Origin of the sequence: Candidatus Chloroploca mongolica, assembly GCF_004762035.2 — a bacterium.
Taxonomy (GTDB): Bacteria; Chloroflexota; Chloroflexia; order Chloroflexales; family Chloroflexaceae; genus Chloroploca; species Chloroploca mongolica.
The window spans coordinates 60,413-87,176 of record NZ_SIJK02000022.1; the positions used below are offsets into that span (position 1 = coordinate 60,413).

The window sequence follows — 26,764 nt, forward strand, 5'->3', positions numbered from 1 at the left end:
GTCACTCAACCTGCAATAACTGGCGCGCTTCGGCGGCCCAGGGGCCATCGGGCGCGAGTTGGAGATAGGTTTCAAGCATGGCCCGGGCGCGGTCGCGGTCGCCGATTTCGCGAAAGAGTTGGCCGAGGCGAAAATAGGGTTCAGGCTCATTTGGATTTGCGGCCACCGCCTGGCTCAACGCGATCTCGGCCTTGTCAAACTCGCCCCAGCTCAACAGGGCCGCGCCAAGCTTATTCCAGTTGCCTCCGTTTGGTTGACGGCGAGCCGCCCGTAGGTACGCCTCTTCGGCCTCGCGGTAGCGTCCGGCGTCCGCCAGAATATCGCCCCAGAGGTGCAGCACGCCAATGTCATCAGGATTCGCCAGGGCGGGTGCCTCGAGAATGCGGGCGGCTTCGTCGAGCCGCCCCAGATTGCGGTAGCGCTCGGCCAGGCCAAAAGCCGTGGGGCCGTCGGTTGGATTGGCGCGATTCGCCGCTTCAAGCTCGGCCAGATCAGACGCAGGTGCCGTGATTGGCGCACCAGGGAGATTAGTTATACCACTGCTGCCAACTTCGGCCTCGGGTCGTGCGTAGCTTGATGGCACACCCCGTACCGCATAGATCTGCACGGCTGAGGTGGCAAAGACCGGGTCGAGGTAGATGCCCTGCATCTGTTTGAATTTGCTCAGCCCCTCGGCAGGATAGATCGCGTGCTCGACCCCGCCCACATAGACATAGTCGACATTGTAGCGTGCCAGGAAGCGTAACGCCTCTTCGACATCAGGGCTTTTGTAAAAGCGCTCGACGTCGGCATCACGCCGTGCGGCAACCTGTGGATCGCGCTGCTCGTTGACATGCAAGGCACTGACGACGGTCGGCAGGCCTGTATTGGCGGCGATGCGAATGCCATAGCCCCGGTAGAAAGAAAGGTTTGATTGCACGACGATCGGTGTGCCACTGATCTCTTTGTTGAGCCAGTCAATCGCTTCGGCGTCGCCACGGAGATCAATAAAGGCCTCGTTCATGCCAGGGGCGCAGCCGCCAAAGGCAGCGCAACTATAGCCAAATCCGGCCTGCGCCAAAAAGGCGCTGCCATCGAGTGTCAGCCCCGTCTGCACTTCAAACCGGTTGGCAATGCGCGAGGGAATGCCAGCCAGCGGGTAGAGCGCCATCATTGCCAGCAAGAGCCCCTGTACCGTCAGCGCCGCCGTCTGCGCTGGTCTGCCGCCAGTGCGCCGTAACGCCCGCAACAGGTTGGGCAGGCTGATCGCGGTTGCGAGCGCAAGCAAGATCCAGACCTGAAATCCAAATTTAAAGACCGTATTCATGCGATACCAATCGCCCCCGGCGAGGTGATCGCGAATATAGACCAGTTCGATGCCCAGCGAGACGGCCAGGCCAACCCAGGCTAGCACAAAGCCGTACCAGGTTGCATTGGCGAGCCTGCGCTGCCCAAGTAGGAAGAGACCAACGAGCAAGAGCAACGCCAGCGCCATGCGCAACCCGAGTTGCGGCACGAGTGTGGTAATAAGCAGCAACAGGCCCACCAGATAGACAAGCGAGCTGGCTGAGATGCCAAGCGAGAGGCGCTGACTGATGCCAAGGGCTGTCACCACCGGGCGATCACCGGCGACCCGGTGTTGCCCCCAGACCCGTTGCAAGCCACCGAGCAAGACGGGGATCAGGGTCGCGAGAAAGAAGCCGTAGATGACCAGGTAGTCGCGGATCTGCGTGCCATCAGCCCACGCCACCACCCCTACCCCGCCGACCGGGGCCCAGTAGTGGTCGAAGAAGGGTGCATAGAGCAGTAACCCGCCTGCGATAACCAGTACTGCGACAACCATCGCCTGACCCAGCGCTGCCCACGGAATGCCGCGTTCGCCCCGCCCCACCGACCGCCACGCGCCACCGAGCAGTGCCAGACCAAGCAGCAGCGCATAGATTGGCACGTCCCACGCATTTGTCACCGCCAACGTGCCCAGGCTCAACGCGCTTACCACCAGCGTCGTGTACCACGCCAGCCGCGGGGCTTGCGGCAAGCGTTCTGCCGCAGGGTGCCCATGACGATACCGGCTTAACTCAAAGGCACACGCCACCAGCAACAACGCAATCGGCAGCGCGATCATATGGGGATGCAGATCGGCGAAGAGAAAGGTAAATGCAGGAAATTCGTTGATGGTATTGGGGATAACCCGGCTCGGCCCGATGTACCAATCGCCCAGGCGCTCCCCGAAGGTAGACAGGCTGCCACCACGGAAGGCCTGCCACACCGCCGCTGCGCCCCGCGACCAGCCTGTCGCAAAGAAACTCGCCAGGTTGCCCAGGATGCCGACCAGCGCGACGGCCAGCCATCCGTAGCGCACCCGTCCTGTCAACTCGGACACGATGGCAAACGCTCCCGCTACGGTCAACGCAAAGAGCGTTGCGACCGCCAGGTTGAAGCCAATCGCCGGGGCTGTGCCGGTGAGCTTGATGGGCAGCGAGAGCAGGTAGAAGCCGTAATAGTAATAATTGATATAACCATCACTGAAAAACGGATCGAACGGCGGCATCACCGGGCTGCGCAAGATCGCATAGAGAAAGCCGGCTTCCATCGGTTTCTCACCGCCCCAGATGGGATGCCAGAGATCGGGGTTGAACGCACGTACCAGCGCTAGCGCCAGCAGGCCACCCAGAAAAATCCCTTCGCTCCAGAAGATGCCGCGGCGCTTTGTTCGCAGGATCGCCAGCATTTGCCGTAGCCCTGCCCTGATGCGACCGCTCAGCGTTGCTTCAGCGCCCCGCCCAAGCCATCCAAGCAAGCCAAGATTGAGGCCGGCGACAAGGATCAGGCCGCCAAGGACGCCCTGGTAGTTGTAGCGCCATAGCCCGAGACTGGTCGGTAGCCAGACGGCGTACCCGAGCAAGAGCAAGCCAAGCACGCGTGCCCAGACAAAACCGCCGTCGCGCCAGCGACCAAAGATGATCACCGCCGTTGGAAGACCGAGCACGGCCAAGCCATAGAAGACCGCAAGCCAGAGTAGCAGCGAGGCCACCGAACTCTCGCGGACAAAGGGGTTCCAGGCAAATTCATCAACCGCAGGTAACTGATTGACCGGGGTGTCCAGCAGCAGTGGCGGGGTGAGATCCATCACCGGAGGATCCAGCACACGGTCGCTCGTCAGCATCTGTGGTGTTCCAGCATTCACCACGCGATAGATTGCTGTCTGGCCTTCGGCAAAGACCCGCTCCAGTTCGCCAGAGGCCGTCAGCGTCGCGAATTTCGCCAACCCGTCGGTACTGTAGAGGTCGCGTTCGACGCTGCCCACATAGACATAGCTCACGCCGTAGTCACGGAGAAGATCTAGCGCTATGGGCACGTCTGTGGTCGTGTAGATCGTCTCGATCGTTTGCTGGCGGAAGGCAATCGCCGCATTCGCATTGACCGCATTGCGTTGCTGGATCTGGTGCCATTCCCAGCCGAGGATCGTAGGGAGACCGGTGAAGGTTGCGACCCGCCCGGCCCACTGGTACGAGGGTTGATGCGCCTCGAGGATCACCGGCGTTCCGGCGACATGCGCCTGGAGCCAGGCAATGGCTGCCGCGTCTTCGTTGAGGGCAAAGGCGTTGCCGTGGCGCTCGGCGTTGATCCACTGCATAAACGCTGCGCCATTGAGCCCACGGGGGGCTTCGGGGTTCCAGCGATCGCCGATCCGTGCTGGCGTCGCCGTCAGCGGATAGACCAGTGCCGCTGCGCCGAGCACCACGAAGGTGCCTCGGAGCAACGCCGTTGCGCGGTTCGCATTGCGCCCAGGTGCCCAGAGACGCGGCAAGAGCGCCGCTGCGCCAAGCGCAAAGAGCATCCAGGTGTGCAACCCAAACTTGAAGACGGTATTCATGCGCCCGACATCGCCCTTGACCACCACGACCTCGACGAGCACGCCAAGCCCGAGCGCGGCAACCAGCCAGAGCATCGGTAATACGAGATCGTAGGGCGCTCGACGCATCCGCCAGAGCATCCAGATGCCCACGCCAACCAGTGGTCCGAGCAAAAGGATCGCCGGCAAGCCGAGGCTGACCATCACAACAACGAGCACGACAAGCACCCCTGCGCTCACGGCAAGCGGCACAGGCTTGAGCCACCGCCGCGCTAGCATCGCGCCAGCCACGAGCGTCACGACCAGCCAGTGCCCATAGAGCAACAAGAATTCGCCGAGCGTTGTGCGCTGCGCGAGTGCGACCTGCAGCAGCAGGCTGGCGTGACGATCATCGCGCCATAGGGCGAGCCCGAAAGATTCGGTGGCAAAATTCGAGGTGAAGGGCATGATCAAAAGATTGCCGAGTAGTACCATCACCAACGGCGGCACGGCAACCCAGATCAGGGTCCAGAGCCACCGCGCCTGTTCGCCACGCAACTGAGCGCGACTCGCCCGCCAGCCGGCCCCCGCCATAATCAATCCCGCCAACCCGACAAACGAAGGGTAATCCCAGGTATTGGTCGCCCTGATGACCCCGGCAAAGAGGCCCATCAGCACCACCAGACCAATCACGCCCCACATCTCCCGCCACACCGGGGTGCTCGTGACCACCCGCAGATACGGCAGCATCCGCAGATACGCCACCGCAAGCCCGAGCAGCGCCAGACTCAACGGCATCACGAGCATATGGGCATGCAGGTCGCCAAAGAGAAAGGTGAAAAAGGGAAACTCGTTGACGGTGCCCTCAACAATGCGCGTTGCGTCCCAATAGGCCCATTCGCCGCGCCCCCTGGTCGCTTGCTCAGCGGCGTAACCATTGAGATACCAGAGCGCCTGGGCGAGATTCCCTGGGACGAGCAGCAAGATCGGGGCAAGCAGGGCCGCGACGATGGCGCGTCGCTCCCCGGTCTTCGCCAGATCGTGCTCCGACGCCGAGGCGGGTTGGGCCAGGACATTATAGACAAGCCCCCATGCCCCGACAGCTGTGAGCGCGAAGATTGTCGCCACTGCCAGATTGTAGGCAATGCTCGGCACCACGCCACTCAGGTGGGTCAGGGCACCAACGATGACAAAGCCAAAATAGTAGTAGTTGATCGTCCCGCCGGCGTGCCAGGGATCATACGGTGGAAAAGCCGCACTCTTGAGCACCGCATTGAAGTAGGCAAAATCCATTGGCTTTTCGCCACCGCGGGCGTAGTGCCACAGGTCAGGGTTGAACCAGCGTAGCAGCAGGCCAAGCAGCAAAAAGCTCAGGAAAACCAACTCCGCCCCAAGAATGGCGCTCCGGCGCGTCCGCCAGAAGTCGGCCAGGCTCGCCCGGTTCAACCAGGCAGCCACCGCTCCGGCGACCAGCAGCGGCATCGTGACCAGCCAGAGCGTCGTTGGGGCAAAGGCGAGCGGGAATGGCCCCCAGCCCAGCGCATCCTCGACACCACGCCCGGGGATGCCAGGGCGATTGCCCAGGCTCCCCATCAACCAGGCTGCATATGCCACGAGCAGCAAGCCGACCATCTTTGCCAGACTATACCCACGATCCGGCAGCCAGCGCAGCCAGCGAAAGCCGAGCGCAAAGGTTGCCAGTCCAATCAATTGCAAGATGATGACCCAGAAGAGCGGCGCAAGCGCCGCGAGCAACGCCGGTCGTTGAAAGAAATCGGCCCAGGTACCACCGGCGGCATACAGCGGCCACTGCGCATCAGTCAGGCGCAACGCCGCCACATTGCGGTCGGCCACTCGTACTGACGACTTGTAGACCTCGCCCCAGAGCAGATCGTTGATCAGCAAGGCTTCGGCGCGTTGCCGTGAATAGGCCGGCGTCTTGGCAAAAATCAGCACCCTCGGATGATCATAGACATGAAACGCCTCTTCGGCGGCCTGGTCAGGGATTTCGACTCCCATGATCCGTGGGTAGGACGTGACTTCGGCGACGAGGCGAAAGCCAAGTTCGCCATTGAAGAGCGCTTGATAGTAGCGCATTAACGCGGGATACCGCATCCGCAAGCGCGACGTACTATCATAAACACGATTGCTGGTCAGCGTAATATAATCGGCTTGATCCAGTTGATCAAGCAGACCCGGCTCGAAGCGCCCATCGCCGCCGAGCCCCCCGACATACTTGCGCAACTCATCTTCAGCATACGGGGCCGACGAAATGCCCTGAAAGGTCTGGCCCCACGAGGCCCGCGTGACCTGGAGGGGTAGGCCGTCATCCCAGGTTTCCGACATCACGTAGGAACCTGGGGGCGCATTGTCGGCGAGCCAACGGGCCGCCATCACCCGCGAGTGAGGCTGGGCATAGATGCGGGTAAACGCATAGGCCCAACCCAGCGTGAGCAGGATGACGGAAAAGAGCAGCACAGGTGGCATCTGGCGTTGCAGCGCGACGGGAAGTCGGGGTAGCGTGATTGGTGTGCGGCGCCACGACCACAGGCGCACGAGGCCCCAGGCTCCAAAGATGATCAGCGGCCCATAGATCGGCAAGAGGTAGCGCAGCGTAATGACAAACTGCCCACCCTGCCAGAGAAAATAGAAAGTCACCCAGGCAAATGGCACCCATGCCGCACTGACCAACGGATCGTCACGGCCCGGCCAGAGCACCCGGCGCACCCCGCCAAGCCCAAAGGCGAGCCAGCCACCCCAGGCCGCCAGGCCCAGCGCTGGCCCCATCCCCCAGAGCACCATATTGCTCCAGGGAAAGAGGTACGCTGTGCGGGCGACCCACTGTTGCGACGGTGGAAAATCAACCTCGCCGCTGACGAGGCCGCTCACACTGCTGAGCCCCGACAGAAAGCGCGGCTCAAGGCGCACATCAAGGAACCCGGCGCCCTGCAGCAACCCCGCGCCGCCGTGCCCGTCACTCACCACAACCGGCGAATCGGGGCGTGACCCGGTAAACGAATCGGGCGAGAGCGTCCGAAAACTCAACAGCGTCATTGCCCCGGCGAGCACTAGCAACGGAAAGTCGCGCCGCCAGAAGCGTGCCAGCAGAGGCCACACAAGTGACGGCAGGTACGTGGCTTGACCAGCCTGGCTGCGTTGGGTCTGCACAAAACGTGCTGCGGCAATCAGTGCCGCCACGATGGCCAGGCCACCGAGGGTCGCCATCGTAATCCGGTTGGCCATGGCCGCGCCGATGCTGAAACCAACGAGCGTTGCCACGAGCAGGCCACCGCCCTGGGCCATCCGCACAATCCAGTAGATGCTCAACAGCGCAAAGAAGGTCGAAAAGATCGGATCAACAAAAAAATGGGACTGCTGGATCGGCATCACGGCCATCGCGCCAAGCAAAGCCGCGAGCAACCCCACGCGCACCCCAAAGAGGCGCCGCCCGATCAAATAGATCAAGAACAACGACCCGAGATCAAAAAGCACCGCGAGGCTCCGCCCAACCTTTTGGATATCGCCATACATCGTCAGATTGCGCCCCTCGGGGTTGAGCACGGCAATCAGCGGGGTCAGGCGAACAAAGCTTGCTTCGGGATTATCCACGAGGGGGCCGAGATCGGTGCGGCGTTCTTGCGGTCGCGTTGGATCAAGGCCAGCACGAGGTGGCCCATTGATACTCGGCACCTGCGCCGGAAAATTGGGTGTCCCATCGGGGCGCATATCGGGTGTCAGGGCAACGGCAGCCGTGCGGGCCATCCAGACTGGCAGGGGGCCATAGGCAAAAAACGGAAACCGGTCATTATTCCGCGGATTCAGCGGCGACCGCGCCGAATCATAGAGTTCACCGAGATTCGCAGGCAACCGGACATTGGAGGTAACATCGGCAAAAAAGCGCTCATCAGGATGCTGCCCCGTACCCGCATCCCAATCGGTGAGGCTGAGCGTACGAAAATAGGCCCCCAGCAAGAGAATGAGCAACAGCAAAAGGCGCGACAGCCAGACAGGCATTGAACCTGCTAGCCGAGAGGCATGGGGAGGGGAGTTTGGTTGATCGTTATCCATCGCGTTCATTATACAAACCCCATCCTTATGCGGCAAGTTGCCTTAACCTTGACAGTGCCAAAATGACAATGTTATACTCGTTATAGGTTTCGTAATGCATGGTATGCGATGCCAGTCATGATTCAGCGACAGTGCATCAGCATGAAAGCCGTAGAGCAATGGATACCATCACGACTGAGCGTAAAGAGCAAGGTTCCACACGACGAAGCATTCTCCAGTTGCTGCGTCGTTATGGTGAGATGACTGCGCTGGAGTTGAGTGAACACCTACGCATCGGCGCAGTTGGCATCCGCCAGCATCTTGCCATTCTCGAGCGCGACAAGCTTGTGTCTGTCTCGGGCTTGCGTCGTCAGATCGGGCGGCCTTCTAATCTCTATGTGCTGACACCCGAAGCCGAAGCTCGCTTTCCCAAACAGTACGACCGTCTGGTGCTTGATCTGTTGCACTATCTCGAACATATCGGTGGCGCGATGGTGCTCGAAGAGGTGCTCGAACAACGTCACGAAAGGATGTTGCAAGAGTTTAGTCCTCACCTTGCTGATAAGAGTCGGCGTGAGAAAGTCGAAACGTTAGCTAACCTGCTTGCTGCGCAGGGTTATATGTGCGAGTGGGTCGAAGAAGATGATGGCTCCTTTGTGTTGACTGAGTACAATTGCCCGATTGACTGTGTTGCACGCAAGTACAGCCAGATCTGTCTTCAGGAAGAACGCCTCTACGAGGCGCTCCTTGGTGCGCCGCTTGTCCGTGAAAGTTCCATTGCCTGCGGTGAACATTGCTGCCGCTATCGTATCCCTGTGTAATCTTTTCTGAATATCAAAAGGAATGAATCTATGCCGTTCGAATTGCTCGCCTTGCCATACGCCTATACTGCACTTGAGCCTCATATTGATGAGGCGACGATGCATTTTCACCACGATAACCACCACAATACGTATATCACCAATTTGAACAATGCGCTCGCGAATTATCCCGATCTGCAGGACAAGAGTCTGGAAGCGTTGATTGGCGACCTCGATGCGCTGCCCGAGGCTATTCGTATGGTGGTACGCAACAATGGCGGCGGCCACTGGAACCATACGCTTTTCTGGGAGACGATGGGGCCAAATGCTGGTGGTGAGCCGACTGGTGCGCTCGGTACCGCAATTGCGGCAGCGTTTGGTAGTTTTGCTGAGTTCAAAGAGAAGTTCAAAGCTGCTGCCATCGGTCGTTTTGGCTCTGGCTGGGCCTGGTTGGTTGTCAATCCTGATGGTACGGTTGCGATTACGAGCACGCCCAATCAGGATACGCCGGTGATGGAGGGCAAGAAGGCGATCCTTGGTCTGGATGTCTGGGAGCACGCCTATTACCTGAAGTATCAGTACAAGCGTGCCGGCTATGTTGATGCCTGGTGGAATGTGGTGAACTGGGCGAAGGTTGCCGAGTTGTACGACGCGGCTCGTGCGTAAGCTATTGTTGCTTTCCACATAAAAAAACAGCCAGCTTTGCTGGCTGTTTTTTATGTGTAAGATATAAGCTTACATACTGTGGCTCACGGACGTGGGTGGGGCGGTTCAAGTGGTTCGCCGGTGTCGCGGACGGCACTGGCCCTGATCCAGCCGAGATCCCATGATCCCCCGTGAGTAAAGACGAGATACCAGTCAGCTTCGCGGCTTTGGGCAACTTGGACGAGTGGCTGCGCAGGGCCAACCCGCAGAAGCGGCGTCTGGCGTTCGTCGGCGCGCGGGAAGATGGGCGTGTCGGCGGCAATCGGACGCAACATGGCTGGCCCAATTGAAGCCCGATCGTCTGGATCTGCCGGGTGGTATGCTTCCAGGTACGCCAGAATGCCATTGGCTAGACCTGTAGCCATCCGTTCGGGTTGCTGAAAGATCAGCACCCGGTCATCAGGATGGGTCATAAACCCTCCCTCCAACAAAACGGCTGGCGTTGTCGGGGCAATGCTGTGCCAGTAGCGATAATAGGCAAAGGCATAGTAGGCCCGCATATCATACGATGGCCCAAGCGGATCAGCTGGCAAGCCTGTAGCAACAGGATATGTTGTGGCAATGGCTGCCTCGAGACGCTGCGAGGCGAGGGAAGCTCGGAAGGGCGTCGCCACCTTCCAGCCCCGCCGGGTCGCCGCCTGCGCCCCGGTCACTCCATCAACGTGGATGCTCACAAAGACATCAGCCTCATACCCAATCGGTACGGTTGCAGGCAGCAACTCGACCACGACTCCTTCAGCCTCAAGGCGATCGCGGGTCAACTCGGCGATGACAAAATTGACTTCCCACTCATCGTAGCCGCGATAATAGGCCCCAGAAAACCTGCGTAGGGCCGCTTGCTCATCAGGATGATCTTCGATCTTCCAATGCCCAACTTGCAAACCAACGACAGGACGCAGGTCGGGCTGAGGTGTCGCCGTTGGTGTTGGCGTTGGCGGCACCCGCGTGGGAACGGGCGTTGCCGTAGGTAGCTTGGTCGCCGTTGGTACCTGCACGGCTGGCTCAGGCGCGGGCAGGCTATGTTTTGGCAATACCGCAGCGGTGTGCCGAGGTGGTTCCGTTGGGCTCGGAAGAGCGCCGGACGCAGGAACCAGACCACACGCACCTAGGATCAGGCTCATCAGGAGACACAGGATCAAGCCAGAGCGTACTGGAAAGGATTTTCTCACCATAACATGAAATTGTAGACGTCGTTAATCGCGTTTGCCGAGGGTGGCAAGAAAATCCGCATTCGAGGTCGTTTTCGCCATGCGGGTGAGCATCAACTCGGTTCCATCATTGTCGCCCATCATGCTCACCATCCGGCGCAGTGCGTAGGTCTGCCGCAGCGTGGTCAGATCGAGCAGCAACTCTTCGCGGCGCGTGCCCGAACGATTGATATCAATCGCAGGGAAAATGCGTTTCTCGGCCAACTTCCGGTCGAGATTAAGTTCCATATTGCCGGTGCCTTTGAACTCCTCAAAGATCACATCATCCATTTTGCTTCCGGTATCAACCAGACAGGTCGCCAGGATCGTCAACGAGCCACCCTCTTCGATCGCTCGTGCCGAACCAAAGAAGCGTTTGGGTGGATAGAGGGCGACCGGGTCAATCCCGCCCGACAGCGTCCGCCCACTCGAAGGCATCGCGATATTATAGGCTCGGGCAAGACGGGTGAGCGAATCCATCAAAACGACCACGTGGCGTTTATGCTCAACCTGGCGACGTGCGCGTTCGAGGGTCAACTCGGCGACCCGAATATGATCCTCAACCGGCTCATCAAAGGTTGCCGCAATGACCTCGCCGTTGACCGAGCGCCGCATATCAGTTACTTCTTCGGGGCGTTCGCCGACGAGCAGGACAATCAAGCTCAAATCGGGATGGTTGGCCGTGAGCCCATTGGCAATAGCTTTGAGCAACATTGTCTTGCCAGCCTTGGGCTGGGCAACAATCAAACCGCGCTGACCGCGCCCGATCGGGGCAATCAGATCGATCAAACGCGTTGAAAGAATCTGAGGTTCCGTCGCAAGGATCAGTTGTTCGTGTGGATGGATCGGGGTGAGTCGTTCGAAGATTGGGCGCTGTTGCGCTACTTCGGTCGAGACACCATTGACATGCTCAACCCAGAGCAACGACGGATAGCGTTCCCCTTCACGCGGGGGACGGACGCGTCCCGCAATGACATCGCCGGTGCGCAAGGCAAAGCGCCGGATCTGTGATTGAGCCACATAGATATCATTGCTGCCACCGGGCAGCAGCCGTGGGCCTCGTAAAAAGCCAAACCCTTCGGGGCCAATGTCCAGCACCCCACTGCCGCCTGTGGTTGCCGCTAACTCTGGCCCGCCAGCTAGTTCACTAGCCTGGGCAGGCGGCGTTGGCAGTTGCGCCTCCTTTTCGTCAGGCACAATCCCCTTCTTTGATCCTCTTGGCATAGGCGCTCTTTCCTCCTTTCATCTGGACAACACCAGACAAAACGCACACGATGGAGTGTACGAGACTTCGATGTGGATACACGAGCAGGTAGTAGCACGCACTGGTGAGGGAAACAGGAGCGACACGGTGTCGTGTGCTTCCTGGTTATGCTGGGCATAAGGGGCGGAGAGGAAGGTATCCTCTCCGCGAAAATCTGGCTAAACGCATCGGGAATGATGACTCACGAGGTTGGCGATGGTTCGGCCTGGTCAGACAAAAACTCGTGTCCCTCGTGCTCGCTGCCTTCGAGGGCAAACTGATCGCCAGTCTCAAGGTAGCCAAAGGTGGCGAGACGCAGCCGAATCTCTTCGACACCCTTGGGCCCCAGGTTGCGAATACCCTGGAGGGCGCGGTCATCAAGTTCAAGCAGGCGTCCGATCGTCGTAATATCAGCACGACGCAGACTATTATAGGTACGCGTACTCAACCCTAGTTCGTCAATCGTGCGATTATACACATCAGCAGGGATCGCACGGCCCACGGGGGCGACCACTTCAGCCGATGGTTCAGGTTGATCAAAGATCGCAATGCGCCCAAAATGCTGGGTCAACACCTGCGCAGCATGCCCCAGCGCATCACCCGGCTTGATGGTTCCATCTGTCCAGATCTCAAGAATCAACCGCTCATAGATGGTATCAAAGCTCTCCCCTACCTGCTCAACCAGAAAATTGACCTGAGGGACAGGATTGAAGAGCGCATCAATCGCAATTTCGCCAATACTGAGACCACTATTATTATCGGCAAGGCTAGTACCACGCCCACGCTCAGCGGTCAACTGCATCTCAAGCATCGACTCATCGTCAATCGTACAGAGATAATGCTGAGGATTGACAATTTCGACGGTGCTCGGTGCATCAATATCACTCGCAAACACCGGGCCAGGGCCGCGCTTGACCAGTTGCATCGTGACGGCACGCTCAGAATATGAGCGCAGACGGAGGCCCTTGACATTCAAGACCAATTGCGTGCCATCTTCAATCACCCCTGGTATCGTCGAAAATTCGTGAATGACCCCGCCCAGTTTGATCCGCGTGATGGCAGCCCCTGGGATCGACGAAAAAAGAACTCGTCGCAACGCATTGCCCAGAGGACTCCCATGACCACGTTCGAGTGGTTCAATCGCAAAACGTCCATAATTCGTACCCGCCGCAATCAGGTGTACCCGCGGCTGGATGATCAACGGCTCTGATTTCTGCATAGCGCTCTCGTTGTCTCTGCTCGCTCTGATCCATGATCCTGCGCCCAGGATCATCGTGTTCTGCTACGTCTGGATCGTATGAAGGATAACAGTGGCTATCAACACTAATTGGGCCGAACGCATCTGCGTCGCCCATTCAGCAAGTGAGTGACTTATTTTTGATCACGTGAGTATTGTAGCGCATCCCTGTCATTTTGCAACTATCCGATGTTGACGCTGGCGGGTATAATATCCGTACAATGGCAAGTTCCCTATGCCACCAACTGAAATGCAAGGCGATGCACACAGGTGTTATCGAGCTTTTTTTGGATAACCACGCCGAGGCTGCGGTACGTGACTTGTGGGCAACGCTGTCACGTTTGCTTGGTACGCCCCGGCTTGATGCGTATGGTATGCGCCCTCATGTCACGGTTCTTGCTAGTTCTCAGTTGCATACCTATGCGCTACGTCCCCTCCTGAGCGCGATCGCAGCTACCACTGCTCCGTTCGAGATTAGTTTTGCCACTGCAGCGACCTTTCTCGCTCGTGATGGCATTGTCTTTCTTGCCCCCACACCCACCCTTGCCCTTTTGCAAATCCAACAGACGCTCTACCAGGCGGTTGTTGCCACTGGTATGTCAGTGGGGAGCCACTATACCCCCGAGACGTGGATCCCCCACTGTACGCTGGCGGTCGGCCTGACTGATGCTCAGACGGCCCGGGCGATCGCTATCTGCCGCGAGTATGTTGTTGCTATCTATGGGCGGATTGTGGCCCTGGGTGCGGTCGATATTCGTCCTGAACAGCCGTATGAACGCTATGTGCTGAGTCTTTGTGGAGGAGCCGGGCCGAGTTCGCCATGATGCCTAGATCAGGTAACGATTGGGCTGCGGCGGCAACAATTGGCGGCAAGAAGCCCAGGGCCGCCAGGCTCAGGCCAACCAGATTGTAGGCTACGGTAAACCCGAGGTTGCCACGAACAATGCCCATCGTCCGTCGTGAAAGGGCGAGCAACTCGGGAAGCAACGTCCAATCGTCACGCATCAAGGTGATCGGGGCGGCTGCAATCGCGATGTCAATCCCAGTCACGCCCATCGCGATCCCAATGTCGGCCTGCGCCAGTGCCGGGGCATCGTTGATGCCGTCACCAATCATGATGACCGTATGCCCCTGTGCTTGATACGTTCGCACCAGTGCGAGCTTGTCGTCAGGTAATAACTGGGCTCGGTATGCAATGCCAAGATGCTCGGCGAGCGCTGCTGCCGTTGCCTCACGATCGCCGGTCAGCATCACGATCTCGTGCAGCCCCATCTGCCGCAAGGTTGTCAGCGCAAGCGTCACGTCGGGTCGTTCGGTATCTGTGGCTACCAGCACTCCAATGAATTCACCGTCCAGGGTCACATAGAGCAAACTGCCGCCTTCAGCCTCACGCCGTGCCACTTCTGGGGTCAGAGTTTGTTCACCAACCAGCGTACGGGCACTGCCGATCATGACTTCTTGCCCGCTGATCGTTGCCTTGATCCCAATCCCTGGCACAACGCTAAAATTATCTGGGGCTGCGAGGGGTAGGTTGCGCTGGCGTGCTGCTTCGCGTACCGCTTCGGCCAGCGGATGTTCTGAATACCGCTCGGCTGTAGCGGCGAGGGCCAGCAGATCGCTTTCGTTCCACTCGGGGTGGCAAGGCACAATGTGGGTCAGCGTCGGACGCCCCATGGTTAACGTACCGGTCTTATCTACCAGCAGTACATCGGCGCGGGCGAGCAATTCGATGTAACGACCACCTTTGATCAATAACCCACGCCGTGCTGCATTGCCTATCGAGGCGAGCATTGCTACCGGGGTCGCCAGGGCAAAGGAGCACGAGCAGGCCACAACAAGTACTGCCGCCGTTGCCAGTGGATCACGCCGCACGAGCAACGTCAGGAGGGCGAGGCCAAGCACCACCGGGAGAAACCAGGTCGCAAAGCGATCGGCCAGGCGCTGCACATGTGCCCGGTTCGCCTCGGCCTCTTCGACCATCCGAATGACCTGCCCGAAGGTGCTGTTGGCCCCGATATGCACCGCCCTTACCCGCAGGCTGCCGAGTTGCGCAATCGTCGCAGCATAGACCTGCACGCCAGGGCCTACCTCGACTGGCATTGACTCGCCTGTAATCGCGGCCTGATTGATCGTCGCTTGCCCGCTGACAACAAGGCCATCAACCGGAATTTGCCCACCGGGTCTGACGATAACGATGTCACCTGGACGCACCTCGGCCATAGGAACCTGATATTCTCCGTTCTCTCGCTCAACGAGCGCCATCTGTGGGGCCAGTTCATTGAGTTTGCGCACCGCTCGACGGGCTTGCTCGGCGGTCAGATGTTCGACATAATCGCCGATCCGCATAAAAAAGACCACGACAGCCGCCGTCGCCCACTGACCAACCGCGAGTGCCGCGACAACCCCGGCGGTCATCAGCGTATGGGCAATGATCTGGCGCCGCCAGGCCGCACGAAGCACATTGGCAAAGACCGGCCAGCCAGCCACGAGTACCAGGCTAGCGCCGAGCCAGAAAGGTACGGCTTCGGTTGCCGCCTCGAGTAGACCGAGCCATTCACCAACCACTACGATCAGCACCACGGCACCGAAGATCAGGCCAAAAACGGTGAAGACCTGGCGTGTCAGCGTTGCCCCAGATGCACGCACAGAACTCATTTCACCGGCAGCTTCGGGATCAGGCACGCTATACCCGGCAGCCTCAATCGCCGCCCGCAGCGCCGGCAATGTCACCAGCGCCGGATCACCGCGAATAACCGCCCGCTCTGCCGATAGCAGCACCGTCGCATGTTCTACGCCTGGCAGGGCCGCCAGCGCATGCTGCACATGCGCCGCACAATCGGCGCAATCCATGCCGCAGATAGCTACTTCGATCACCTCAGTGGTGGTGCTCATCATATGTTTCCTTTCACCTTGCTCGCCCCGCCCCCGTCATTCCCGCGCCGGCGGGAACCCAGGTCAATGCTCGCCCCGCCCCCGTCGTTCCCGCGCCGGCGGGAACCCAGGCCAAAGCCCTTTCTCAGGTAGAGAGTTTTTGCGACACCGCTTGCTGATGCAGTACAGCGGCGTCAGCAAGCGCGTTCGGTGGGTCAAGACGTGCTGCCGGGCTGCGGAGGCGCACCGCGCCGCGGCCGCCATCCTCTCCCTGCCCTGGTGCTGCTGCGCCGCTCGATGGCCTCACCTGCTCCTCGTAAGGCCGAAGCACCGCCCCCATCGCCGTGCCATGCACGGCGATGGGGGCGGTGCTTCGGCCCTCCGGTCGTCGTGACGGATACGCACCCATCCAAACCGATCGGGACACCCTTGCCACCGGGATCGAGACGCCCCAAAAAACTCGCTACGTGAAAGGGCCAATGCCCTCCCCACCCGCCCGTCATTCCTGCGTCGGCGGGAACCCAGGCTGAAGGTTATGTGCAAGGGCCTGCACCATGTCATGCTACTCATTGTACAATGAGTAGCGTCGTATCATCCGTCCCTTTTGATAGAGAAAGTTGCTGGTTGAACAGTCTATGGATAATGCTGCCGAGACGTTGATGGTGACGATGGAACGTGCCCGCTATCCGGTGGTGGTCGAAGCCCAGGCTCTGATGACCCTTCCTGAACGGTTAAAGAACCTCGGTTTGCGTGGGACGCTGTGGCTGGTCAGTGATGAGGCTGTGGCGCAACCATATGCAATGCCACTGGTGGCGATGTTGCGTGCGGCTGGCTTCACCGTGAACTTCACGACCGTTCCTTCGGGTGAGGCGAGTAAGAGCAGTGCGCAGTTGGGCTTGCTCTACGATTGGTTGATCGGTGGCGGTGTCGAGCGGCGTGATGCAATCCTGGCTTTGGGCGGGGGCGTGATTGGCGATCTGGCTGGTTTTGCCGCTGCCAGTGTGCTGCGTGGCATTGCTGTGATCCAGTTACCGACGACGCTGTTGGCAATGGTTGACGCCGCCGTCGGTGGCAAGACCGGGATCAATCACCCGCTTGGCAAAAATCTGATCGGGGCCTTCCATCAACCACAGCTTGTGCTTGCCGATACAGCAACCCTCGCAACGCTTGCCCCCCGCGAGTTGCGTGCCGGTTGGGCTGAAGTAATCAAGCATGGTGTGATCAGTGACGCCGGACTCTTTGCTGAACTCGAAGCGCTTGCTGCTGAGCGTGGCTGGAGTCTGGCGGCACCTGGAGGCTGCTGGACGCCTGATGATGATGATCTGACGATGCGCTTGACCGCCATCATTCGGCGTGCCGTGGCGGTTAAGGTTGGCGTGGTGAGCCGCGACGAACGCGAACAAGGCGAGCGGATTACCCTCAACTATGGACATACGATTGGTCATGCCGTCGAAGCACTGATTGGCTATGGCACCTTGCTGCACGGCGAGGCTGTGGCGCTTGGCATGCACGCTGCTGCCCGTATTGCGCTTGCGATGAATCTTTGTAGCGCGGATCTCGTCCACCACCAGCAGCACGTACTCGGTGCATACGGCCTCGCTACGACAATGCCCCCTGAACTTGATCCTTCGGCGATCCTCGCCCTCACCCTCCGCGACAAAAAAGTTCAGGCTCGCCGGGTGCGCTGGGTCTTGCCCACCGCTATCGGCCACGTCGTCATCCGCGATGATGTGCCCGAGGCGCTTGTGCGGGACGTTCTTGTCTCAAGGTAAGCCTACGGCCCTCAGGAATCCTTGCTTCGCTCGAAAACAGCCAGCTTAGCTGGCTGTTTTCGAGCGAAGCAGCGAGGTTGGGGGTACAGCACTCAAGAACAGGTTGAAGGCCAGATCCCTCTCATCCAATATGCCCGGCAGCGGCAACTTGACTGTGGTATACTGCATGCAGATCCCTGTGCATTTTATGTGAAGAGGTTTCGCAAATTTTGAGGCTACATGGTCATCATTAAGGAGTTTGCCGAGCGTATCTTTCAGAATGTTGAGCGCGTCATTATTGGCAAGCAGCAGGCCCTTGAACTGGTACTTGTCGCGCTGCTCTGCCGGGGCCACGTGCTCCTCGAAGATGTGCCCGGTACCGGTAAAACAGTGCTCGCCAAGAGCATTGCCCGCTCGATTGGCGGGACATTCAAGCGTATCCAATTTACACCCGATCTGCTGCCTTCTGATGTGACGGGTGTGTCTATTTTTAACCAGCAAAGCCGCGAGTTTGAGTTTCGTCCTGGCCCGGTCTTCGCCCAGATTGTGCTCGCTGATGAGATTAATCGGGCGACACCCAAGACGCAGAGCGCTCTGCTTGAAGCGATGGAGGAGCGCCAGATTACGGTCGATGGTGAGACCCATCCGTTGCCTTCGCCCTTTATTGTGCTTGCCACCCAAAATCCGATCGAGTATGAAGGCACTTTTCCGTTGCCCGAAGCTCAGTTGGATCGCTTTTTGCTACGCCTCCATCTTGGGTATCCTGATCGGCTCGATGAGATTGCCATCTTAAAGCGCCAACGTCAGATGCATCCACTCGAGAGTCTGCCAATTGTGGCGCAGATTGATGAGTTGATCGCGTTGCAACAAGCTTTGAAAGAGGTCTATGTTGATGATCTCATCGAGGAGTATATTGTCGCGGTGGTGACGGCGACCCGTCATCACGATGATATCTATCTCGGGGCGAGTGCCCGAGGTTCCCTGGCCCTTTATCGTACTGCCCAGGCCAGGGCAGCGATGCGCGGCCACGATTTTGTCTCGCCCGATGATGTCAAGGCCCTGGTCGGCCCCGTCCTCGGCCATCGTATGATTGTTAGTCCGTCTGCACGAGTGCGGAGCGTGACTGCCTCGGCGATTCTCGATGAGATCCTGGCTTCGGTGCCGGTGCCAGGGGCACGCTCGGGGCGCCGCTTTGACCGCACTGGTGCAGTCTTGAGTCGTTGATCATGGCTATCGCTGCTGAGTTTATCGAAGAGACGCTGACGCTCTATGGGCATACGCTCTATCAGGTCGCCCTCGTGGCGGCTGGCGATGAGCGTCAGGCGTCCAGGCTGCTCAAGGCGCTGATCAAGGATCTGCTGGCTGATCCGCCTGATCTGCCAGTTGATGAGTCTGCGCTGCTTGCGCGCTTGTTGATCGTGGCCGACCGCGAGCAGGCCCGACCACAAAAGCAGCGCCCCCTCCGTTTGCCTGCCGATCTGCCACCGCTCTATCGGAGTCTGCTCGGTCAGCCGCTGCACGTACGGATGCTGTTGACGCTCTATCTGTTGCGTGGGTATGATGGCGCTCGTCTGGCAACGGTGCTGGGGATGGAACCAGCCGCAGCACGCGAGGCCCTGATCGCTGCGGCAAGGGCGCTCGGTCCTGCCGCCGGGATGTCGCTGACTGACCGGGTCAGTGGTGAGTTGTGTGCGCCGGTGCGGGTGGTGCTGGTTGATCCGTCGGCTGGTTCACGCCAGACAGGGGCCGTGCGTGGGCATCTCGCGACATGTGCGTTTTGTCGCACGTTTGATCAGACCTGGGGCAAGCTGTTACCTGCGCTCGAAGCAGCCCTCCGCGAAGCGCTGCGTGACCAGATGCTGCCCGATGCGCTGGCGCACAAGCTTGTGCAGATCGCTACGCCACCCGCAGAGCGTCATGCCTTCAACTGGCGTACGTCGCGGATGGCGCTGGTGCCCGTCAGTGTCTTTGTGCTGATTGCGATCCTGGTTTTGCCTGGCTTTCTCCGTCAACCAGTGCAGGTCGTTGAGCGTACCGCAAGCGAGCCAGTTGATGCTCAGGCCCTCATTAGTCAGGCTATCGAACGGTATACAACCCCGCAACAACAGAATGGGGTCTGGTATGCGCGTTACGAAACACTCTGGTATTTCAGCGACTCCCTCGTGGCACCTATGCGCGCCGAGATGTGGCTTGATCCCCGCCTGCCGGCCCGTCATCGTTTGCAATTGAGCCACCGCGACGGCGGGGCACCATATGAACTTCAGATTGGTGACGGGGCGCGCCGCCTCTCCTATGCCATTGACTCAGCCTATGTGCCTTCACTCTATGGGTCGTTGGTTTCAGGATGGAGTGAAGAATATCCGATCTTGCTTGATCAGGATGTTGATGCGGCGGGTCAGGTGCGTGCCCGTGATGAGCGCCTCCTCACTGGGCCGTGGTTGATCCCGCTTCATTACCTACGTCAGGCCCAAACTGCGCCTGATCTGCGCCTGCTTGGACGACAACAGGATGGCGGGCGGATGGTGCAGATTGTCAGTTTTTCTGGCTCTAGCCCACTTGGTTTGCCGCCTGCCGATGACGCCGAGAGTGCTCATCAGGTGGTCATTTTGCTGGCTTTTGATCTGCAACACGGTCTCTTGCGAAGTGCGACCGAGTTGCTAGGTCCGTCGGGTGGAACTCAGACGAGTCGCGTGACCTGGAAACTCCTCGATGAAGGCTTTATCCTCAATGCCGAGCAGATCCGTGCCGCCTTTGCGATTGAACGAGCATGGACTGGCCTTGGTGAGTTTAGTGAAGCGCCACGTTTCCCAAGTGCCGATCCCGCGTTGCCCTTGATTCTAGAACGGATCGTCAGCGATCCTGACCGTATGCTTACGATCGCAACGCCGCCCTGGTTGCCAACTTCGCCTCCAGCGGCTGATCGGGCGCTCTTGTTATGGTTGACCGGCACGGATCTTATCGATATGCCCATTGCGCTGATCTATCTCGGCGAAATGCAGCGTTTGATGATGCTTTTTGGCTATGACGAGACGCTGACCGGTGAAGAGGTAACAGTAGGCCCCTGGCAAGTTACGCTGCAACCCGGACTCAATCAGCGGTATCGCGTCGCGCTGCGTCGTGACCCTGATTCTGCCAGCAACGCTGAGGCAACCAATGCTGCCATACCGCCCAATTTTATTGATCCAACAGCCTTTACGCTGATTGAGGCGACGGGTTTTACTCGTGCCGAGTTGCTTGCGTTGATTGCGACCTTGCGCCCCTTTGACGCTGAACATCTCGCGACCCAGCGCCATCTCTTTGCCGGGCCTGATTTCGGAAGCCCTGAGGCGCACGTAGCAGACAAAGCAACGCAAGCACTGCGTCAACCTTGAATTATGGTATCCTGCTACTATGATGCGTCTGCAAACCGATCACCCAACACGCGCCGAGCATGCCGCCTATCTTGCCGAAGCCCTTGCTGGCCTCTATGAAGGTCCAGCCGAGCCTGCGGCTACCCCTGGCGGTCGTCGTGCCGCGCTCCGTCGCCTGAGTAGCTTTGATCCACGCGACTATGCCCGTACTCGCAATGATGTCGTCCGTCGTGGCGTCTCCTTGCTCTCGCCCTATCTTCGCCACGGTATCCTTGGGCTCGCCGAGGTGCGTGATTTCCTCGTGACTCGTTTTGCGCCCGGCCCCGGTCTTGCCAAGTTTGTCAATGAATTGGCCTGGCGTGCCTTCTGGCAACTCGTGTATGCCGAGAAAGGTGAAGGCGTTCACGAGGATCTTGAGCCGGCTAAAGTGTCCTTGCGCCGTGAGCGGGGGGTGCCTGCCGATGTCGAACAGGCTGCGACCGGGTTGGTCTGCCTTGATACAGCGCTGCGTGAGCTCTATAAGGTTGTTGTCTACCAACCTCAGCCTCTGGTACACTGGCGTGGCGCAGCCCCGCGGCGCTTCAGCGCCTTCTGGCGTCGGGTGGAGACCGAGGCTATGCGTCCAACAGGTTCTGGCCCCCAAGCATATACGGAGCAATCGTCATGATCACGGTGCGTGTACGCTTTTTTGCCGGTCACCGCGATATTGTGGGCCAGGCTGAACAAACCTACGAGGTCGCTGATCACGCCACGGTCGCCGAGCTCTGGCAAACCCTGGTGACGGCCTATCCCCGCCTGGCTGGCTATACCGGTCGCCTGCTCTTTGCGGTGAACCAGACCTTCGTCGAGCCGTCTGCGCAACTCCATCAGGATGATGAAGTTGCTTTTATTCCACCAGTCAGTGGTGGCACAGAGGATGCCAATGCAGCCGTTCCTTATTACTGCTGAACCACTTGATCCTGCCCCACTGGTGGCGTATGTGACGACACCTGAAGATGGTGCCGTCGTCACCTTTGCTGGTGTGGCGCGTAACCATTTTGGCGGTCGGCCCACGGCCTCGCTTTACTACGAAGCGTATGCCGAAATGGCTGTGCCGGTGCTTGTCCAGATTGCTGACGAGGCAAGAAGCCGCTGGAAGGTTGGTCGCATTGCCGTGCATCATCGGGTAGGCAAACTCACCATTGGCGAGACGGCGGTGCTCGTGGTTGTCGCCGCACCGCATCGCCACGAAGCGTTCGAGGCCGCCGAGTATATCATGGATCGGATCAAGGCGATTGCACCGATCTGGAAACAAGAACATTGGGCCGACGGTGAAGTCGAGTGGCGTGATTGAATTGTTGTTACGAAGAAGGCTATGCCAGAATTACCCGAAGTAGAAATTGCTGCCCGCTCCCTCGCCTCACAGGTCACAGGACGTACCATCGTTGGCCTTGAACGCCTCGATTGGGAGCGCATGCTTGAGCCGTTGTCTGCCGAAGCTTTTGAGGCAATGATCAGTGGACGATGCATTACGCAGGTCGCTCGACGTGCCAAATGGGTCTTGCTTCATCTCGCGAACGATCTGACGATGGCGATCCACCTGCGTATGTCGGGCAACCTGACGGTGCATGATCCCGCAGAACCGGCGCGTACGCATGTCCATCTGATCATCTGTCTCGATGACGGCCGGCGGATCTTTTTTGATGACGAGCGCAAATTTGGCCGGGTACGCCTGCTTGATCCTGATGGCATGGCTGCACTCGACGCGGCTCATGGCCCCGAGCCGCTCGAAGAGACCTTTACGGCGGCAACGCTTGCCCATATCCTGGCCGGACGCCGCACCAAAATCAAGCCACTGCTGCTTGACCAGCGCCTCATTGCTGGCATGGGCAATATCTATGCCAGCGAAGCCCTCTGGCTTGCCCGCCTGCACCCCTTGCTGCCTGCTGTTGCGATTGATGCCAATGGTGTCGCGGCCTTGCATCAGGCGATTCGTGCCATCCTTACCCAGGCTATTGAACACGAGGGCAGTTCGTTGCGTAATTACCGTAATGGCTATGGCCGTCGCGGCCAGCAACAGGACTATTTTCTTGTCTATGATCGCGCTGGTCAACCCTGTCAGCGCTGCGGAACCACCATCGAACGCGTCGTCATTGCTCAGCGCAGTACCTTCTTTTGCCCGGTATGCCAGAGATTACCTGAATCGTAAAAAATTTCTTTATGCTGGATGCTGTTCTGGTAATAGAATTGTGGTATGCTCAAGCAGAATCGCCATCCATTTGCATCTCACATGCTAGACGAGATTTCCGTCTACCTTGTCCTACGGCGAAAGGAAGCATCATGCAGGCACAACTGCTCGTGGTCGGAGACGATCCCCTTATCGAGCTATCACGAAGCACGGTCGCACATGAAGAAGGGTTTACACTTCTCGTTGCTCGTAGCCAGGCTGAAGCGCGTGAACAGTTGGGACAGCTGCCTCCCGCCGTCATCCTCATTGCCCAGATGCTCCCTGATGGGAGTGGCCTTGCTTTGTTGCGTACACTGCAACAGGAGCGCTGCCCCGCTGTGCCTCTGCTGGTTCTTGATGCCCCTGAAGGGGATGCGTCTGGCCTTGAAGCATTGAGCGCCGGGGCCTTTGCGTATCTCTCCAGGCCGATCAACGCAGACCTGTTACACCTGATGCTTGTTCGCGCCAATGATTACGCCTGTCTCTTGCAGGCGGAACGCGAACGTGAGCGTCTCCGCCTCCAGCAAGAGGCGATGCGTGCGGCGGCACATCACATCAGCCAGCATCTGACCGTCATTATGGGTGAAACGCAGCTCTTGCAAGAAGAAGCGCTTGACCTCGAAGTGCGGGCCGGGCTTGATCGCATCCTCCGGGCCACGGAGTATGCTGCCTATGAACTTGGCACCTTGCGTGCGAGCCAGCACCGGATCATGCAAACCGATTTGTCTCGTGTGTGAGATCAAGGACGCTTGAAGGCCCCGCCGACTCACCCGCCAGAGGCAATTGGTATAAGATCCAAATTAAGGCTCATCAATGACGTAGAGAATGAGTTCCAAATTGCCTTCACGCCACCTTCTTGCCTCACGATAGGGGAGATCGAGGGCTGGCACGGTGTGAAACATCTGGTTGTAGAAAACCCATACCCGCCGGTGTGACGCGATCAGTGGCACTGCTTGCTCGGTTCGCCAGGTCTGGCGCAGTGTATAACCCTGGATGTGATAGAACTCATCGTAGTGATACGCGCCAAGCAGGGGTACATCCACGTCACCGGCGTAGTAGGTGAAAATGCGCTGATCCCACGGGGGATGAAAGAGAATAACATCACCTGTTGGCGCAAGATTCTGTTCAACAATGCTACTCAGTTTTTGCCAGGGTTTTGGTGGTTGGCTTGCCTGTCCCGTTGGGATCAACCATGGTAAAAGGAGAGCGATCGCGACAAGGCTCGCCAAAATCCATGCCAGCAGTGCGCGACGGGTGCGCAAGGCACTGAAACCTGCCCCAACCGCGAGGATCGCCCCAGGCAAGATGATGCTGAGATAGCGGTAGGCTGTTACTTCAAGGGTGATGCATAAGCCGAAGAGGAGAAGAGTCGGCAGCGCTGTTGCCCGCAGAACTACGCCTCTGATCGCTTGATCATCATGCAAAACCACAGCCAGGATGAGCACAATACTGGCACCTGCACCGAGCAGCCACAAGATGAACCAGTTCCCTGCTTGAGGACTTCCCACGACAAGGCTGAGCAGCAGCAGATAATAATCGCCTGGCCCCCTGCTCCAGTTGGCAGTTACATCAGCGGCTACAGAAAGTTGATACGCTAGACTGGGCAACCACCAGGCAATGCCCAGCGCCATGACGAGATGCAACACAACCCAGTCGGTGAGCCGACGTTTGCGTGTGGCAGGTGTACGCAATTGCCAGAACCAGCAGAGCCATTGTGCGGCTAAGAGCGGAAGACTAAAGTAAGAGGTAAAAAAAAGGGCCAGAGCACTGGCAATGTAGTTTGCCTGAGCCCTACTACTCTCGGGATGACGCCAGAGGTTTTCGAATGTGATGAGGCTGACCACACTGAGTAGAATCGTCAGCGTGTAGCCACGGACTTCAAGGGCGTAGTTTTGTAAGATCGGGGCGAGCGCAAAGGCGGTCACACTCAAAAAACTGGCCGGCAAGGTGAGGTGACGCCGCGCGAGCAAAGCAAAGAGCATAGTTGCGATCGCTGCAGCCGTCAGCGAAAAAGCTCTGAGACTCGCCTCGTCATGCCCAACCATCTGCGCCCATCCCCAGAGCAGAAGAAAATAGAGCGGCGGGGTTTCTTCGTTCTTCCGTACGTCATCTAACACCTCGCGAACCGTCGTATGAAACGTGTAACTCGCTGAAAATGCCTCGTCAGTCCAGAGATCACGGTGCATCGCTGGATAGTTGACAATAGCCAGCATCACGACTAACCCCCAGAATGGCAGCGCCCATGTGATGAGACGGGGGAGGTCAATGCGGTTGAGCAGTGCCTGGTATGAGGGCATCTGTTGCATAGTATGGTATCCTTGTGCCAGATGAGATCTTCAGGCTTATGGTGGTACGGGTTCGCCTACCCCCCTAGGAGCAATGTCTGTGCAGGTGTTGATTAACGGGAGCTTCTGGGCTGAACCAGATGTTGGGAGTGGTCAGTATCTGCACGGCCTGGTGCGCTGGCTCCCCAGGGTAGCCCCGCAGCATCGTTATATCCTGCTTACTCCTTCTCCTGCTTCCGCTGTACCTCCACCCCCACATGGTGTAAGGCTGTTGCGTGTCCGTCCTCCCACCACGCGCCTGGGAGCCAATGTGGCGAAACTTGCCTTCGAGCAACTAGCTCTTCCCTGGGCCGTTCAGCGCCTGACGAACCGCCGTGAACCTGCTGTGCTCTTTGTGCCCTATTTTGCGCCACCATGCTATGCTCCGGTGCCAGTTGTGACAACGGTAGGTGATATCATTCCGCTGATCTTGCCCGAGTATCGGGGTGGGTTGCATGTGCGCGCCTATATGTCACTGGTGAAACGCGCCGTGCGCCAGAGCAAGCATGTCCTGACTTTTTCTATGCGCAGCCGCGATGATATTGTAACGCACTTGCGCATGTCCTCTGCACGGGTAACACCAGTTTTGCTGGCGGCAGGCGATCAGTATCAACCTGGGGATAAAGAAGTGGCTCGAGCTGAGGTTGCCCGACGCTATGGGTTGACCGAACCGTTCATCTATTATGTAGGGGGGCTGGATGCCCGCAAAAATCTGACCGTGCTGCTGCAAGCTTTTGCGTTGCTCCGCGCACGTGGTGTGCGCGCCACCCTGGCGATTGCCGGGCGTCTGCTCGGCCATGACCGCCGCCTTTTTCCTGATCTGGACGGCCTGATCGCCGAACTCGAACTGACGACGGCAGTGCGCCGGATTCATGTGCCAACCGAGGATGGCCCGTTGCTCTATCAGGCCTGTACGGTCTTTGCGTTTCCCTCACGTTACGAAGGGTTTGGTCTACCGCCACTTGAAGCGATGGCCTGCGGTGCCCCTGTGGTGGTCAGCAATGCCAGTAGCCTGCCCGAGGTCGTTGGCCCGGCGGCAATTCGGGTGCCCCCCGATGATGTGGTTGGCTGGGTTGCCGCGCTTGCCCGTGTGCTTGGTGACGACCGTTTGCGTGCCGAGCTTCAGGCGCAAGGTCTGGCCCAGGCCGCACGTTTCTCGTATCGTCAGGTTGCCCGTGAGACCATTGCTGTCCTGGAAGCAGTCGCAAGCGCATAACACAGCGACGGCG

The 26,764-nt window shown here is 58.8% G+C and carries 18 protein-coding genes; 12 read left to right on the plus strand and 6 right to left on the minus strand.

Annotation, left to right across the window (positions count from 1 at the left end; genetic code table 11):
• Window position 1: 1 nt before the first annotated feature.
• Window positions 2-7,828, minus strand: a complete 7,827-nt coding sequence (locus tag EYB53_RS13315) for a DUF2298 domain-containing protein (protein WP_135478665.1) — start codon at window positions 7,826-7,828, stop codon at window positions 2-4.
• Window positions 7,829-8,040: 212 nt separating this feature from the next.
• Here EYB53_RS13315 and EYB53_RS13320 point away from each other — a divergent pair, with 212 nt between their 5' ends.
• Window positions 8,041-8,682 carry a helix-turn-helix transcriptional regulator gene (locus tag EYB53_RS13320; RefSeq protein ID WP_216863645.1) on the plus strand — a complete coding sequence of 214 codons (642 nt, stop codon included), beginning with the start codon at window positions 8,041-8,043 and terminating at the stop codon, window positions 8,680-8,682.
• Between the two features lie 30 nt (window positions 8,683-8,712).
• Window positions 8,713-9,327 (plus strand): superoxide dismutase, encoded by a 615-nt coding sequence (locus EYB53_RS13325; protein ID WP_135478666.1) that lies wholly within the window; start codon window positions 8,713-8,715, stop codon window positions 9,325-9,327.
• 83 nt (window positions 9,328-9,410) lie between these two features.
• Here EYB53_RS13325 and EYB53_RS13330 read toward each other — a convergent pair whose 3' ends face one another.
• From EYB53_RS13330 to EYB53_RS13340, 3 genes are all read right to left on the minus strand, one after another.
• The gene (locus EYB53_RS13330; protein ID WP_135478667.1) at window positions 9,411-10,487 is read right to left on the minus strand and encodes an N-acetylmuramoyl-L-alanine amidase family protein; all 1,077 of its coding nucleotides are present in this window, start codon (window positions 10,485-10,487) and stop codon (window positions 9,411-9,413) included.
• Window positions 10,488-10,559: 72 nt separating this feature from the next.
• Window positions 10,560-11,777: a transcription termination factor Rho gene (gene rho, locus EYB53_RS13335; protein WP_135478668.1), complete on the minus strand. Its 1,218-nt coding sequence runs from the start codon at window positions 11,775-11,777 to the stop codon at window positions 10,560-10,562.
• Window positions 11,778-11,998: 221 nt separating this feature from the next.
• Window positions 11,999-13,015: a DNA-directed RNA polymerase subunit alpha gene (locus EYB53_RS13340; protein ID WP_135478669.1), complete on the minus strand. Its 1,017-nt coding sequence runs from the start codon at window positions 13,013-13,015 to the stop codon at window positions 11,999-12,001.
• A 278-nt stretch (window positions 13,016-13,293) separates the two neighbouring features.
• Between EYB53_RS13340 and EYB53_RS13345 the strand changes: the two genes are divergently transcribed.
• Entirely contained in the window at window positions 13,294-13,857 is a 564-nt protein-coding gene (locus tag EYB53_RS13345; RefSeq protein ID WP_167857393.1) for a 2'-5' RNA ligase family protein, read from the plus strand.
• On the opposite strand, the gene EYB53_RS13350 is transcribed toward EYB53_RS13345, so the two are convergent.
• Complete coding sequence (locus EYB53_RS13350; RefSeq protein WP_205712654.1) at window positions 13,748-15,928, minus strand: heavy metal translocating P-type ATPase; 2,181 nt, start codon at window positions 15,926-15,928, stop codon at window positions 13,748-13,750. The two genes, EYB53_RS13345 and EYB53_RS13350, sit on opposite strands and share 110 nt — an antisense overlap.
• Before the next feature lie 611 nt (window positions 15,929-16,539).
• Between EYB53_RS13350 and aroB the strand changes: the two genes are divergently transcribed.
• The 8 genes from aroB to EYB53_RS13390 all read left to right on the plus strand — a co-directional run bounded on the left by aroB (window position 16,540) and on the right by EYB53_RS13390 (window position 23,948).
• Window positions 16,540-17,676 (plus strand): 3-dehydroquinate synthase, encoded by a 1,137-nt coding sequence (gene aroB / locus EYB53_RS13355; protein WP_254151061.1) that lies wholly within the window; start codon window positions 16,540-16,542, stop codon window positions 17,674-17,676.
• 219 nt (window positions 17,677-17,895) lie between these two features.
• On the plus strand, window positions 17,896-18,879 hold the full coding sequence (locus tag EYB53_RS13360) for an AAA family ATPase (protein ID WP_135478671.1): 984 nt from the start codon (window positions 17,896-17,898) through the stop codon (window positions 18,877-18,879).
• 2 nt (window positions 18,880-18,881) lie between these two features.
• Entirely contained in the window at window positions 18,882-21,026 is a 2,145-nt protein-coding gene (locus EYB53_RS13365) for an anti-sigma factor (RefSeq protein WP_135478672.1), read from the plus strand.
• Window positions 21,027-21,045: 19 nt separating this feature from the next.
• The gene (locus EYB53_RS13370; RefSeq protein ID WP_135478673.1) at window positions 21,046-21,672 is read left to right on the plus strand and encodes a cryptochrome/DNA photolyase family protein; all 627 of its coding nucleotides are present in this window, start codon (window positions 21,046-21,048) and stop codon (window positions 21,670-21,672) included.
• The gene (gene moaD, locus EYB53_RS13375; RefSeq protein WP_097654413.1) at window positions 21,669-21,953 is read left to right on the plus strand and encodes a molybdopterin converting factor subunit 1; all 285 of its coding nucleotides are present in this window, start codon (window positions 21,669-21,671) and stop codon (window positions 21,951-21,953) included. The genes EYB53_RS13370 and moaD overlap by 4 nt, the downstream gene beginning before the upstream one ends.
• Window positions 21,928-22,338 carry a molybdenum cofactor biosynthesis protein MoaE gene (locus EYB53_RS13380; RefSeq protein ID WP_135478675.1) on the plus strand — a complete coding sequence of 137 codons (411 nt, stop codon included), beginning with the start codon at window positions 21,928-21,930 and terminating at the stop codon, window positions 22,336-22,338. The genes moaD and EYB53_RS13380 overlap by 26 nt, the downstream gene beginning before the upstream one ends.
• 21 nt (window positions 22,339-22,359) lie before the next feature.
• Window positions 22,360-23,193 carry a bifunctional DNA-formamidopyrimidine glycosylase/DNA-(apurinic or apyrimidinic site) lyase gene (gene mutM / locus EYB53_RS13385; protein WP_135478677.1) on the plus strand — a complete coding sequence of 278 codons (834 nt, stop codon included), beginning with the start codon at window positions 22,360-22,362 and terminating at the stop codon, window positions 23,191-23,193.
• A 131-nt stretch (window positions 23,194-23,324) separates the two neighbouring features.
• Complete coding sequence (locus EYB53_RS13390; RefSeq protein WP_167857394.1) at window positions 23,325-23,948, plus strand: response regulator; 624 nt, start codon at window positions 23,325-23,327, stop codon at window positions 23,946-23,948.
• Between the two features lie 63 nt (window positions 23,949-24,011).
• Here the strand turns inward: EYB53_RS13390 and EYB53_RS13395 are convergent, their stop codons facing one another.
• A complete protein-coding gene (locus EYB53_RS13395) occupies window positions 24,012-25,517 on the minus strand; it encodes a glycosyltransferase family 39 protein (protein WP_135478682.1) in 1,506 nt (501 codons plus the stop codon).
• Window positions 25,518-25,590: 73 nt separating this feature from the next.
• On the opposite strand from EYB53_RS13395, the gene EYB53_RS13400 reads away from it, so the two are divergent.
• Window positions 25,591-26,751, plus strand: coding sequence for a glycosyltransferase family 4 protein (locus EYB53_RS13400; protein ID WP_216863646.1), 1,161 nt, complete (start codon window positions 25,591-25,593; stop codon window positions 26,749-26,751).
• The last annotated feature ends 13 nt before the right edge of the window (window positions 26,752-26,764 follow it).